Raw genomic sequence first — 13634 nt, forward strand, 5'->3', positions numbered from 1 at the left:
AATAATAAGTTTATAAGATAAGTTTGCTATTTTCTTATGAGGGTACCCTAACGCAGAATCGTCATCTGGCGAAGGCAGAAAAATCGGCTTTGCGAGGCGGCTCGAAAGCGCCTCCGCCGGGCGGCAGAGGCGAATAAAACGGGGATTAACCGGCGAAACGTTCGACTTTTTCAAACGCGGCGCGCAGGGTTTCGGCGTTCAGTTCAACCGGCAGAAAATGGATAGACTCCACCGGGCGCAGGGTATGGGCAATCACCTTATCCAGCTGTTCGCGGTTATTGATATCCACCTCCAGCGCCGCCAGGGTGGTTGGCAGATTAAAGCGCTGATACGCCTGCACCAGCTGCGCCAGCACGTCGTCCTGGCCGAGCAGGGCGCTCTGGACCAGAATACCGTAGGCGACTTTGGTCCCGTGAAGATACTTCTCGGTCTGCGGCAGCACCGTCAGCCCGTTATGCACCGCATGGGCGGCGGCGACGCGGGTATAGCGCTCGCCGAGCCCGCCGACCATACCGCCGCCGGCGATGATCGCATCCACGACGTCGCGGAAAGCCTGGGTTAGCTCGCCGCGTTGCTGGTCGGCCAGCGCGGTTTCGCTGCTTTCCAGCAGTACATCGCGGATGGCCAGCGCGCCGTTGATGCCAAGACGCACGGTGAGCGGCAGCGTCTCCGGCTGCGGGGCCAGCACTACCGCTTCATACCATTTCGCCAGCGTATCGCCGATGCCCGCCAGCAGATATTCCGCCGGCGCGTTAAGAATAATGCGCGGCTCCACCAGTACCAGAAAGTTGGCATCGTCGAAGATTTCAAACTGCAGCGCCTGACCGGCATCGTTATACCACACCGACAGCGGCGTCCAGGCCGCGCAGGTGGCGGCGATGGTGGGGATAGCCACCACCGGCAGGCCGAGGCGTCGGGCCAGCGCCTTCGCGGTATCCAGCAGCGCGCCGCCGCCTACGCCAATCACCACCGACCGATCGTCGCCGGACGCGCGGGCCAGCTCGCTGACATCGCTTTCGCTACAGTGGCCTTTAAAGAGGATTTTTTTGGCTCCGGGAGCGTTAAACGCTGCCGGCAGAAAAGCCTGGGCGCCTGCGATAGCCCGCTCGCCGTAAACCCACACCGCGCGTGAAAGCTGTTCTTCGCTATAAAAATCCTGCAGCCGCGCAAGGCTGCCGGGATGGGAATAGTAGTTGGCGGGGCCGGGGACCACGCGGATATCGCTATGACTCATTCATGCTGTCCTTGTTCTGTTTCGCTAACCCGATGTTATGTCTGGACATCCAGATGGCTAATATTATTTCGCTTTATCTTATGCCTTTTATGCATTTGTCAGTCAAGGGCAGCTATGAAAAATTCGTTAAATCAGAAGATTAATCGACAGGGTGCAGGGGATGACCGGCAATCGCCTTGAGATGCAAAATATTAGCCTGGCCTTTTCCGGCTTTCGGGCGCTCAGCAACGTGGCTTTTACCCTGCAAGGGGGCTCGGTGCATGCGCTGACCGGCGCTAACGGCGCAGGCAAGTCCACGCTAATGGCGGTGCTGTGCGGCACCCACGCCCATTACGAAGGCGAGGTGGTGATTAACAACCAGCCGGTGAGCATTCGCTCGCCGCGCGATGCTAAACAGCTGGGGATTCATCTGGTGCAGCAGGAGGTAGACGTGGCGCTGGTTCCGGGCCTGAGCATCGCGGAAAACATCATGCTCGACAGGCTGGCGGAACCGGGGCTCGCCTTCCGCTGGGGACGGCTGCGCCAGCTGGCGCGCGAGGCGCTGGCTCAGCTTGACGTCAGCCTCGATGTGCGCCGCTCCATCGACAGCTGCACGCTGGCGGAAAAACAGCAAATCCTGCTGGCTCGCGCCCTGTCGCATCACTGCCGCTTTCTTATCCTCGATGAGCCAACCGCGCCGCTGGACCAAAACGAAAGCGAGCGCCTGTTTGCGGTGGTTCGCCGCCTGCAACAGCAGGGCCTTGGCATTGTGTTTATCTCGCACCGCATTCATGAATTAAAAGCCGTTTGCGACACCCTGACGGTGCTGCGCGACGGCCGACTGATTGAGAGCGGGCCGATGGCCGATCTCAGCGGCGAACAGATCGTCGAGAGAATGCTCGGTCATGAGCTGAGCGATATCTTCCCGCCGAAGCGGCCGCCCCATAGCGATGAGGTGCTGCTACAGGTGGAAGGGCTGCACGACGAAGGGTTATTGCAGGATATCTCCCTGCGTTTGCGCAAGGGAGAGATTCTGGGGATCGCCGGACTGGCGGGCGCCGGCAAAACCGAGCTGTGCAAGGCGCTGTTTGGCGCCAGCAAAAGTCGTTTGACGCGCGGCGAACTGAATAGTCAGCCGTGGCGACCGCGTGACCCGGCGGACTCGGTAGCGCGCGGCCTGGCGCTGGTGCCGGAAGAGCGGCGCAAGGAGGGCATTTTTATCGAGGAGCCGGTGGCGATGAATCTGGCGGTCAGCGCCGATAGCAGCTTCTCCCGCTGGAGCCTGTTTGGCCATCGTCAGGCCTGGCGCTGGGCGGAAGAGGTGATTGCCCGCGTAGGCATTCGGACTTCAGGCCCGGCGCAGAGCCTGCGCCGGCTCTCCGGCGGTAATCAGCAAAAGGTAGCGATTGGCAAATGGCTGCGCGGCAACGCCAACGTCCTGATTTTCGATGAGCCGACCAAAGGGGTCGACGTCAAAGCCAAAACGGATTTATTCAATGTGATCGACGGCCTGGCGCGGGAAGGCAAAGGGGTGATTTACGCCTCGGGCGAATTCGCCGAGCTGGTCGGCCTGTGCGATCGCATCTGCGTGCTGTGGGACGGACGCATCGTGGCGGAAATTGCGGGCGCGGAGGCCCGGGAAGAAAACATTCTTTATTACTCCACCGGAGGAGCAGCAGCGTGAGTAAAGCCCTGGCAGTTAACGCGGCGGTTTCTGGCCGTCAGCGATTTTTCGATTTTCTCTACAAATGGGGCATGTTGCTGACCGTCGTCCTGCTGATCGCCGTTTTTGGTCTGGCATCGGACAACTTCCTCGACCCGTTTAACATCATCAATATCCTGCGATCTATCGCCATCGTGACGGTGATCGCTATCGGCGTATCGATATCCCTGACCATCGGCGGCTTCGATTTGTCCGTAGGCTCCACCGCCTCGCTGGCCAATGCGCTGGTGATTTCGCTGTTTGTCTGGCACGGCTTCGGCACCACCGAGGCAATTCTTGTCACCCTCGCGCTCTGTACCTTAGTGGGGCTGTTCAACGCGTTTCTGATTGTGATCCTGCGTATACCCGACATGCTGGCGACGCTTGCCAGCCTGTTCGTGATTCAGGGCGTGGCGATGACTTACAGCTACGGCGGGTCGATCACCGAAAATATGGTGCTGCCGAGCGGCGATATGGCGGAAGGCGCGATTCCGGCGGCGTTTGGTTCGCTCGGACAGGTGCCGACGATAGTCATCATTATGCTGGTGGTGACCGTTGTCGCCCAGCTGGCGCTCTCCTTGACCACTCACGGCCGGCGGATGTACGCCATCGGCGGCAATCCGGAAGCGGCGCGCCTCTCGGGTCTGCGGATCACCCGGTACAAAGTCGCCGCTTACGTGATCGCCTCCCTGCTGGCGGGGCTCGGCGGCATTCTGCTGGCGTCGCGCATCGGCTCATCGCAGGTGAACGCCGGCGGCGGCTATCTGATGGATGCGGTGGCGGCGGCGTGGATTGGCTTCTCGCTGGCCGGTTCCGGTAAGCCGAACGCGCTCGGTACGCTGGTGGGGGCGGTCATTTTAGGCGTGCTCTCCAATGGACTGGTGATGCTCTCGGTTCCCTATTACGCGATGGACATTATTAAAGGGCTGGTGCTGGCTGGCGCGCTCGCACTGACCTATTTTCAGCGCCGTACCTAAAATTTTACAGGGTAAACACTATGAAAAAGATAACGCTTTCACTCATCGCGCTGGGATTGTTTAACGCGACGGCAGCTTTTGCTGAAACCCCGGCGCCGCTTCCGACAGCGATCGCCGACCATAGCGGGCCGATTCGCATTGCGGTGATCCGCAACCTGGGCTCCGACGATAACACCACCCAGTTTGTCTCCGGAGCGGTCCAGGAGGGCAAAAAGCTCGGCTTTAAAATCAGCACCTTTCTCAGCAACGGTGATGACGCCAAATTCCAGGACTTCGTTAACCAGGCGATTAGCCAGAAATACGACGGCATTATTCTTTCTCAGGGACGCGATCCCTACGCCACCGCGCTGGTGAAAAAAGCGGTGGACGCCGGGATCAAAGTCTCGGTCTTCGATACCGCGGTAAACGGTCAGATCCCGGGCGTCACCGTCACCCAGCAGGATGACGCTTCCCTGACCGAGCTCTCCTTTGGCCAACTGGTGAAAGATTTCAACGGCAAAGCCAATATCGTCAAACTGTGGGTCGCGGGTTTCCCGCCGATGGAGCGTCGCCAGGCGGCTTATCAGACGCTGCTTAAACAAAATCCCGGCATCAAAGAGCTGGAATCGATCGGCGCCGTCTCATCCGATGTGCAGGGCGATACGGCCAACAAGGTTGGGGCGATCTTAGCGAAATACCCGAAAGGTAAAATTGATGCTATCTGGGGAACCTGGGACGCGTTCAGCCAGGGCGCTTATAAAGCGCTGAAAGAGAACGGTCGCAGCGAGATCAAACTCTACAGCATCGATATTTCTAACCAGGATCTGCAGCTGATGCGCGAATCCGGCAGTCCGTGGAAGGTGAGCGTAGCGGTGGATCCGAAGCTTATCGGCGCCACTAACGTGCGTCTGATCGCCAATAAGATTGCCGGCGAACCAACCCCTGCAACCTACGACTTTAAAGCGGCGGCGATTCCGCAGGCGCTGCTGGCGGCGCAGCCGGGAGCGGTCAACGTCGCTTCGCTGGGTAAAATTATTCCAGGCTGGGGCCAGACTGAAGACTTTATCGCCCCGTGGTTTGCCACTCTCGAAGCGAAAAACAAATAATAGCGTCCGGCGGCTGTCAGGTATCCTCTGCCAGCGGTAGAGGGGAACCAGCGCTGCCCGGCAACAGGAGGTTATGTGGCTGAATTACCGCGCCCGGAATACAGCCGCAATATGCGGCTGATTGGACATAGCGATCAGGGAGGACGCCCGGACGGCGTCCAGCTGATGGTACATCGGGGTTATGCCTATATTGGCCATATGGTATCGCAGGGCTTTTCCGTAGTGGACGTACGTGACGCGAAAAATCCGCGAACGGTCAATTACATCGCCGCGCCACCCGGTACCTGGAACGTCCATTTACAGGCGCACGACGATCTGCTGCTGGTGATCAACGCCCGGGATCTGTTCGCCGATGCCCGCTTCGCCGACGAGAAGGTTTATTACACCCGTTCGGTGGGCGAGACAGTCAGCGACGTACGGGAGAAGGGCTGGAGCGCCGGGCTGCGGATTTTTGATATCTCCACCCCGGATAAACCGCAAGAGATCGCCTTTCTGTCGCTTAACGGCATCGGTATTCACCGAATCTGGTACGTCGGCGGGCGCTGGGCCTACGTTTCCGCGCTGATTGACGGCTTTAGCGACTATATTTTCCTGACTATCGACCTGGCCGACCCGCGTAAGCCGGAAGTTGCCGGGCGCTGGTGGCTGCCGGGGATGAACCAGGCGGCGGGGGAGACCGCGCAGTGGCCGGAAGGTAAGCGCTATGCCCTGCATCACGCGATTATCGCCGGCGACACCGCCTACGGCAGCTGGCGCGACGGCGGCCTGACCCTGCTCGATGTGCAGGATCGCTCTCAGCCGAAGCTAATCAGCCACCGTAACTGGAGCCCGCCGTTTGGCGGCGGTACCCACACCGCGCTGCCGCTCCCGGACCGGGATCTGCTGGTGGTGCTTGATGAGGCGGTACTGGATAACCAGCAGGATGGGGAGAAGCTGATCTGGCTGTTCGACATTCGCGAGCCGACAAATCCGGTGAGTATCGCCACTTTCCCGCAGCCGGATGAAGCTGATTACGTGGCGAAAGGTGCGCACTTCGGTCCACATAACCTGCATGAGAATCGCCCCGGCAGCTTTGTCAGCTCAACGCTGATTTTCGCCACTTATCAGAACGCGGGCGTTCGCGCTTACGATATTTCCAACCCTTATCGGCCGGTGGAAACCGGGGCGCTGGTGCCCGCCGCGCCGGCGAAAATGATGGATACCCGCCCCGGTCGTCCGCGGGTGATCCAGTCCTGCGATGTGTTCGTCGACGCTCAGGGAATAATCTACAGCACCGACTATAACGGCGGGCTGTCGGTGATTGAGTATCTGGGGTAGGGGATGGTGGGTTGTTGCCTTCCCGGGTCGCGGCGCAAACGCCTTAACCGGGCTACAGACGGTGGTGCCCCCGTAGCCCGGACAGATGCGAAGCATCGCCTCCGGGGAAAGAGGCCAATACCCGGAGGCGGCGCCTGACGCGCCTGTCCGGGCTACCGGCCCACAGACGGCGGTGCACTCGTAGCCCGGCTAAGCGCAGCGCGAGCCGGGAAAGGCTGGACGGAGATTCAACCGTACTGGCGAATTCGCGCAATCAGCTCATCCACGCTGTCGATGCGATCGGCAATCACAATCAGCGCTTTACCCAGGGTGATGGCGTGGCGCAGGCATTCATGACGCATGGCTTCGTCCGGGATAGCGTCGATATCCGCCACGTGCGATAGCCCGACGCTGCGGCGAATCAGCTCGGTGCCGCAGAAGCCGACCGCGTCGGCCCACACTTTTTTCAGAAACGCGGAGGCATAGCCGGGGCAGGCCAGCGCCACGTCGCGGGATTTCTCCGCCGCCAGCGCCTGGAAACGCTCGGCAAAGGTGGTCCAGAACTGCTGTATATCGTTGAGGCGCTGTTCGCGAGCGGCGGCGGCATCGCGAATGCCCAGATGCCCAGGCAGGCCGCAGTAGTTGAGCAGCAGGTTGCCGATGGCGGTGCCGATATCGAAGCCAATCGGGCCGAAAAAACCGAACTCGGCGTCGATGGCCTTAAAGCTGCCTTCGGCGACGAAAATTGAGCCGCTATGAATATCGCCATGCAGTAACGCTTCGGCATGGGAGAAAAACCGGTGCTTCAGCGCGGCCACCACCAGCTTCAGCTGGGTATCTTCTCGCAGGGCGGCGACGTCGGTTTCCAGCGCTGATGGATAGCTGTTGCGCTCATGAACCTGATACGGATCGTTAAAGAACAGATCCTCGGTAATTTCGCACATCTCGGGGTTGATAAATTGCGCCACATGGGCCTTTTTCTCGTGAGGATGCAGATAAAAGTCGCTGGTGTGGAACAGCGCCTGGGCCAGGTATTCCCCCAGCTGGCTGGCGGCGCGCGGGTAGTAAACGTTGTTAATCAGCTCACCGCGCCAGATGCGGTGATCGGAAAGATCTTCCATCACCATCACCGCCAGCTCGGGATCGAAATGCACAATCCGCACCGTGTGCTGCGGGCAGTGCTGATGGTGAGCCACCAGGGTTTGCGCCTCAAGGCGCGCGCGGTCAAGGGTCAGCGGCCAGGACTCTCCTACGCAGCGCACGTAGGGCAGCGCCTGCTTAACGATAATCCGGCTCACGCCCTCGGTATCAAAAATTTTAAACACCAGGTTGAGGTTGCCATCGCCCACTTCCTGCGCGGACACCAGTTCTGTCGGATTATCGATACCGCCAAATTGTTGGGCGTAAGCCACCGCATCGCTGGCCGTGAAAGTATGGTATTGCGACATTGCCTCGATCCTCAAAATTCTGATTAAGCCGTTCAGACGTCTATACTTCTGGATTTCATCCTGACACAATGTGATACAACAACGCAACAGGGATTTAACTAAATGCAGACACTACAGACCACCAGCCTGCGGGTAAGCGAAAATCAGCTCTTTATTCTTGACCAGCAGGCCTTACCGCAGGAAAAACGCTGGCTGGCGGCGGATAACGTCGAATTGCTGGTGGACCATATTCACGCCCTGCGGGTACGCGGCGCGCCGTTGATTGGCCTGTCCGCCAGCCTGCTGCTGGCGCTGCTGGCGCGGCGCGGTCTGACCCGCGATGCGCTATCTGAGGCGCTGGAGACGCTGCGCGCCGCGCGTCCAACGGCGGTGAACCTGATGAATAATCTGGATCGCATGAAGCTGGCGCTGGCGAAGGAGCACTATCCGCAGGCGCTGGAAGCGGAAGCGCTGCGCCTGATCGCCGAGGATAAACAGCTTTGCGCCAGCATCGCCGAGGCGGGCAGCGCGCTGGTGACGCCGGGTAGCCGCCTGTTGACCCACTGCAATACCGGCGGCCTGGCGACGGCGGGCGTCGGCACCGCGCTGGGGGTGATTGCGCTGGCGTATCAGCAGGGGAAAGTGGCAAACGTCTGGGTGGATGAAACGCGCCCTCTGTTGCAGGGCGGGCGCCTGACCGCCTGGGAGCTGGGTGAGCTGGGGGTGCCGTATCGGCTGATTACCGATTCGATGGCCGCCAGCCTGATGGCGCAGGGCCAGGTCGATGCGGTTTGGGTGGGCGCTGACCGTATTGCCGCCAACGGCGACGTAGCCAATAAAATCGGCACCTATTCGCTGGCGGTTCTGGCAAAATATCACCAGATCCCGTTTTACGTAGCCGCGCCGCAAACTACCCTGGATCGCCATTGCCCGAACGGCGCGGCGATCCCGATTGAGCAGCGGGCAGCCGCCGAAGTCACCGGCGTCGCCGGCAGCTTTGGCGCGGTGCAGTGGGCGCCGAAAGAGGCTGCGGTTTACAATCCCGCGTTCGACGTCACGCCCGCAACGTTAGTCAGCGGCTGGGTGCTGGATAGCGGCGTGGTCACCCCGGAGCAGGTCGCCGCCGGGGCGTTCAAACCAGAAAAAGCCTGAACCTGAGCCAAAAAGCGAAGCGACCGCCAAAGCTTCGCCTTCTACTTATTTATGGCAGCACCATCTCCACCGCCGGAGCGGACTGCGGATCGATATTGCGGCCCAGCGCGGTCAGCGCCGCCTGGTAAGGGCACAGCGTCCCGACATCGGTCGTCTGGCAGCCCGCCTGACGCCACTCCTGGCGCAACAGCGGATGCTGGCTATCCGGCGTTTGCAGGCGGCGCAAATCGTCCAGACTTTGCGCCTGGAAGTAGACGCGCAGGTAGCGTTGACCGCTGCGGGTATCGCGCCAGCGTTCCAGCACCAGGCTGCTGCCCGGCGGGATATTGCCGCGGCTGTACCCTGGCAGCTGCCAGCTAAAGTCCATTAACGTCCGCACCATGGCGATATTCGTATCGTGCGCTACCAGCAGCAGCCAGCGCACGTTCGGCGCGGCGCCCTCTTTTACCCCTTCAAGCATGGCGTTGAGCAGAATCGAGCCGCGTTTTTGCGCGGTATAAAACACATCGTTGCTGAGATCGTAGTTCTCCGTCAGCAGCGGCAGCAGGGCGGTTATCTGGCTGGAACGGGTAATATGGCCCCACGCCAGCTGGCTGAGAGGCAGGTTCTCGCTCCACCCCAGACGCAGCGTCTCAACCATATTGGCCATCACGCTCAGTCCGCTAATCGAGGTTTTGCCGCTTTTGCTCTGCTCCACCTGCCACGGTAGATCAAACACCGGGCAGGGCTTATCGGGTACGCAGACCGCGTTTTTCAGCAGCTGAATTGCCGGAGCCAGCGCCTGCCGACGCTGCGCCAGATCGCCGGCCTTCTTCTTCACTTCCGCCAGCTGGCGGGCGGGGTCGGTTTGCGTGGCGGCAAATTTGTCGGTCTGAAACAGCGGATCCGCGTCGCCGCTGACGTGATGAATCATCACGCCGCAGCCGGGAAAGGCGCCGTCCACCAGCGCCTGGGCGGTGGCCCGCGTACGCTGCAGGGGGCTGGCGCGTACATAAATCTCACCGCTCGCCGGGCAGCCCGCCGTCAGTAGCCCCAGCTGGCGAAAGCGCGCGCCCTCATCGCGCCCCTTATTGACGACGGCGGCATAGCCGTGGCCGGTCAGCTCGCCGTCGTGGGTGGTCCACTGCGTCCACGGACGCTGGGTCGCGGCTTCGATGGCCTCCCGGTTGCCCTCGGTCGGCGGACGAATGCCGTGGCGGCTGAGTTCAACCACTTTTTCCAGCGCATACTGCGTGGCGGCATGGCCCGGTGCGGCCAGCAGCGGCAGAGCGCAGGTAAGCAGCAGGCGTAGCAAAACCTGATGTCGTACAGGCATCATAAAATCTTCCTTATAAGTTAAAAGGTTATGACGAGAATGAGGTCTGACGTTCTATCGCGTGTCGCCTGGCGACAATCGCAGCGGTGGTAAAACAGAATAGCGCGGACACGAGGCCGGTGCCTACCCAAAACAGCGACAGCGTACTGAAGTCATATAGCGTTTTGCCGTTTTCGATCATCGAGGTTTTATCGATGATGATGCCGGTGAGAAACTCGCCGAGTCCCGCCCCCGCGTAGCTGGCGATACCGATAGTGCCGAGCGCGGCGCCCGCGGCTTTACGCGATGAAATATCGACCGCGATCAGTCCGCCAAGGAAGCAGGTCAACGCTCCGATGGTGGCGCCGAAGATAATCATCGCCAGAATATCGGTGTAGTAGCCGTGCGGCGACCAGAGCATCAGCGCGAAGCCGGCGGTGTTGAGCAGGCTGATAAACCCGGCCATCACGCTGCGGTTACGCGGGAAAAAGCGGTCGGAGAGCATCCCGGCGATAATGGTTCCGGCAATACCCGCGATAGCGTTGACCCCGATAATCCCGGACGCTTCGAGAGTAGAGTAGGCTTTATCCTGTTCCAGAAAGAAGATCCCCCACGAGTTCACCGCGTAACGGTCGATATACATAAACGCCGAGGCCAGGGCCAGCGTCCACAGGGCCGGGTTACGCAGCGCCAGCAGCTGGTTTTTAAATACCGAGCCGCGGGCTTCCGTCTCCTCCTGCGGTTCATCGCGAATGACGTTGATGGGCGGGAAGCCGCAGCTTTGCGGCGAGTCGCGCATAAACAACAGCATCAGCACCACCCCGGCGGCGCCGAGCGCGGCGGTCGACAGGTAGCCCATCTGCCAGCCGAATCCGGCAATCACCGCGGCGATCACCATATAGGTCATCGCTTCGCCGATGTTATGCGCCGTCGACCAGATCGCGTAAAAAGTGCCTCGTTCTTTACAGCCGTACCAGCGCGCCAGCGATACCACGCACGGGCCAACGCCCATCGACTGCGCCCAGCCGTTAATCCCCCAGAAGATTGCCAGCAGCATGGCGTTGCTGGTCATCCCCATCATCAGGTTCATTCCGGCGCTTAGCAGTAGCCCAAGGCTCATGTAGCGCACTACGTTGGCATGATCGGCAATAAAGCCGTTAACCAGCTTGCCGATGGCGTAGCTGAAAAATAGCGTTGAGCCGATCATGCCCAGCTCCGTTGGGGTTATGCCGAGTTCCACCAGCGCGCTTTTGGCGACGGTGAACGATAGCCGGCAAACGTAGAACGTGACGTACGCCAGGGTCATGGTGATAAAGGTTTGCCAGCGCACGCTGCGAAAGCGCCGTTCATCGAACTCTCCGCCCGCTTTGGGCGGCGAAGCGCGAAAAAATGCGATAATTCTTCCAGACATAATGGTATCTCCGAAGGTCGGAGGCCTGACTGATTAGTGTGGTTCGTCCATGAGGTTTATCGTCGTTGTGTAGAGTACATAATCAGATAAAGCCTGACCCGATACGGTTAAGGTAATGGGTGACAAAGCATGTTTTTTAATTGTGGGTAGAGCGTCTTGCTGGCCAGCAGCAGCGGGTTGCCGTGACGAATCCCGTCGTTTGCCAGATAATCGTTGCTAAGGCCGCCCGCTTCGCGCATCAGCACCAGCCCCGGCAGCCCGTCCCAGGGGTTCATATGCGGTTCGTAGTAGCCGATAAGCCTGCCTGCCGCCGCCCAGGCGCTCATCAGCGCTCCGGAGCCGTTGCGGATAAACATCCCGCCGTCGCTCAGCAGCGCATCGAGGAAGGGCAGAAAGAGCGCAGGCGTCACGCGGTGCGAGGTGCCGACGCCCATCACTCCCTCTTTGACCGTCGCACCCGGATGCGGCGCGACAGGCGCATCGTTAAGCCATGCGCCCTGGCCTTTCAGGGCGTGGAACAGCTCGCGATGGTTGGGGTCGTACACCACGCCGATAACCGGTTCCCCGTCGGCGACGATAGCCAGCGACAGGCACCAGGTATGCAGGCCGTTAAGAAAACAGCTGGTGCCGTCGATAGGATCGACAACCCACAGGACGCGGGCGTCCGGCATCTGCGTTCCGCTCTCTTCGCCGAGAAAGCCGTCCTGCGGGAAGGCGTCCATAATGCGCTGCTTCACAAACGCTTCGACCTGTTTATCGGCGACGCTGACCACGTCCTGCAGGTCATCGCCTTTATGATCCACCGCCAGCCGGTCGCGCTGCTGATAGAATTCGAACGCCAGTTCCGCGCCGGCCTGCGCCAGCTCGCAGGCCAGGCGGTAGCGGGCCTGCAGTTCATGTAATTCCAGTGATTTCATCGTAACTCCCTATTTTGCACACGTGTGCAATTTGCCTGAAAAAAACAGCCCCGAAGGGCAAAATGAGTGTGGATGGATTAAAAAAATTATTCTGTGATCGCTCCGGCATAAAATGAATTTTTCATTTTGCACTTTGACGAACGATCAGTTTCACCGGCACTTCACGATGGCGTGACGGCAGACTGAATTTGGCGATCCGCGTGACCAGCAGATCCACCGCATGGTGGGCGAGCAGGGCAGTATTTTGCTGCACGGTAGTCAGCTGATAGGGCTGCCAGTCCGCCTGCGGGATATCATCGAAGCCGATAATAGCGGGTAGCGAAGCGGCGGGGTTGTCTGCCCGCAGACCGTCCAGGGCGCCGAGCGCCAGCATATCGGTGGCGCAGAAGAGCGCCTGCAGCTGCGGATGTGCGGCAAGCAGCTGTCTGGCGGCGGCAAATCCCGCCTGATAGCCGCTGCTGTCGCAGAAGTGCGCGGCGATCTCCATGCCCTGGCTATGGGCAACAAACGCTTCGTAGCGCTGGCGGGTGCTGAAGTTATCCAGACTTTCGCCGATAAACCCGGCCTGGCGCCACTGGCGCTGAGTACACAGGTCGGCGACCAGCTTCGCGCCCTGCGCGTTGTCGCTGCACACGCGATCGCAGCCGGCCAGGTCGGCGTGGCGGTTGATAAGGGTGACCGGGATTTTTCGCTCCAGATACTCCTCCGCCAGCGACAGCGGCGGCGCCCCGGAGGTAATAATGACGCCTGCGACGTGATAGCTCAGCAACTGTCTGAGCGACGGGGCGAGCTGCTGCGGATCGTCGGCGTTCATCAGCAGCGGCATAAAACCGTTGAGCGCCAACTGGTGGACCAGCGGCGACAGCAGCTTACTGCGGAACGGGTTATCAAATCCGGCGGTGACGATGCCGATAAAGTTGCTGCTGCCGGTGTTCATCGTGCGGGCGATGATATTCACCTGATAACCCAGCGTTTCCGCCGCGGCGAGAACCTTCTGGCGGGTTTTTTCCGCCACCGACGCGCCGGGGGTAAAGGTGCGGGAAACTGCGGAACGGGAGACGCCAGCGAGCCGGGCAACGTCCTCTGCCTTAATCCATTTTTTTTCGCTCATAGTATCAGGGTACGGGTTGTCCTCAGTGAGCCCGCGCCGACGCAGGAGC

11 protein-coding genes are annotated in these 13634 nt (G+C 60.3%); 5 read left to right on the forward strand and 6 right to left on the reverse strand.

Annotation, left to right across the window (positions count from 1 at the left end; all coding sequences use genetic code 11):
* Nucleotides 1-145: 145 nt before the first annotated feature.
* A complete protein-coding gene (locus KO1_RS21320; RefSeq protein WP_024273899.1) occupies nt 146-1234 on the reverse strand; it encodes an oxidoreductase in 1089 nt (362 codons plus the stop codon).
* A 160-nt stretch (nt 1235-1394) separates the two neighbouring features.
* Here KO1_RS21320 and KO1_RS21325 point away from each other — a divergent pair, with 160 nt between their 5' ends.
* From KO1_RS21325 to KO1_RS21340, 4 genes are all read left to right on the forward strand, one after another.
* Nucleotides 1395-2897: a sugar ABC transporter ATP-binding protein gene (locus tag KO1_RS21325; RefSeq protein ID WP_004100089.1), complete on the forward strand. Its 1503-nt coding sequence runs from the start codon at nt 1395-1397 to the stop codon at nt 2895-2897.
* A complete protein-coding gene (locus tag KO1_RS21330) occupies nt 2894-3892 on the forward strand; it encodes an ABC transporter permease (protein WP_004100091.1) in 999 nt (332 codons plus the stop codon). Before KO1_RS21325 ends, KO1_RS21330 begins: the two co-directional genes overlap by 4 nt.
* Before the next feature lie 20 nt (nt 3893-3912).
* Nucleotides 3913-4977, forward strand: coding sequence for a sugar ABC transporter substrate-binding protein (locus KO1_RS21335; RefSeq protein ID WP_004100093.1), 1065 nt, complete (start codon nt 3913-3915; stop codon nt 4975-4977).
* A gap of 75 nt (nt 4978-5052) precedes the next feature.
* The gene (locus KO1_RS21340; protein WP_004100095.1) at nt 5053-6294 is read left to right on the forward strand and encodes an LVIVD repeat-containing protein; all 1242 of its coding nucleotides are present in this window, start codon (nt 5053-5055) and stop codon (nt 6292-6294) included.
* A gap of 227 nt (nt 6295-6521) precedes the next feature.
* Here KO1_RS21340 and mtnK read toward each other — a convergent pair whose 3' ends face one another.
* Nucleotides 6522-7721 carry an S-methyl-5-thioribose kinase gene (gene mtnK / locus KO1_RS21345; protein WP_004100097.1) on the reverse strand — a complete coding sequence of 400 codons (1200 nt, stop codon included), beginning with the start codon at nt 7719-7721 and terminating at the stop codon, nt 6522-6524.
* 102 nt (nt 7722-7823) lie between these two features.
* On the opposite strand from mtnK, the gene mtnA reads away from it, so the two are divergent.
* The gene (mtnA, locus tag KO1_RS21350) at nt 7824-8852 is read left to right on the forward strand and encodes an S-methyl-5-thioribose-1-phosphate isomerase (protein ID WP_024273900.1); all 1029 of its coding nucleotides are present in this window, start codon (nt 7824-7826) and stop codon (nt 8850-8852) included.
* A 49-nt stretch (nt 8853-8901) separates the two neighbouring features.
* Here the strand turns inward: mtnA and KO1_RS21355 are convergent, their stop codons facing one another.
* The 4 genes from KO1_RS21355 to KO1_RS21370 all read right to left on the reverse strand — a co-directional run bounded on the left by KO1_RS21355 (nt 8902) and on the right by KO1_RS21370 (nt 13585).
* Complete coding sequence (locus tag KO1_RS21355) at nt 8902-10170, reverse strand: histidine-type phosphatase (protein WP_024273901.1); 1269 nt, start codon at nt 10168-10170, stop codon at nt 8902-8904.
* Between the two features lie 25 nt (nt 10171-10195).
* The gene (locus KO1_RS21360; protein ID WP_004100101.1) at nt 10196-11557 is read right to left on the reverse strand and encodes an MFS transporter; all 1362 of its coding nucleotides are present in this window, start codon (nt 11555-11557) and stop codon (nt 10196-10198) included.
* Between the two features lie 107 nt (nt 11558-11664).
* Nucleotides 11665-12474 (reverse strand): inositol monophosphatase family protein, encoded by an 810-nt coding sequence (locus KO1_RS21365; RefSeq protein ID WP_004100102.1) that lies wholly within the window; start codon nt 12472-12474, stop codon nt 11665-11667.
* A 121-nt stretch (nt 12475-12595) separates the two neighbouring features.
* Nucleotides 12596-13585, reverse strand: a complete 990-nt coding sequence (locus KO1_RS21370) for a LacI family DNA-binding transcriptional regulator (protein ID WP_024273902.1) — start codon at nt 13583-13585, stop codon at nt 12596-12598.
* Between the last annotated feature and the right edge of the window lie 49 nt (nt 13586-13634).

This window comes from Klebsiella oxytoca NBRC 105695 (assembly GCF_001598695.1).
Taxonomy (GTDB): Bacteria; Pseudomonadota; Gammaproteobacteria; order Enterobacterales; family Enterobacteriaceae; genus Klebsiella; species Klebsiella oxytoca.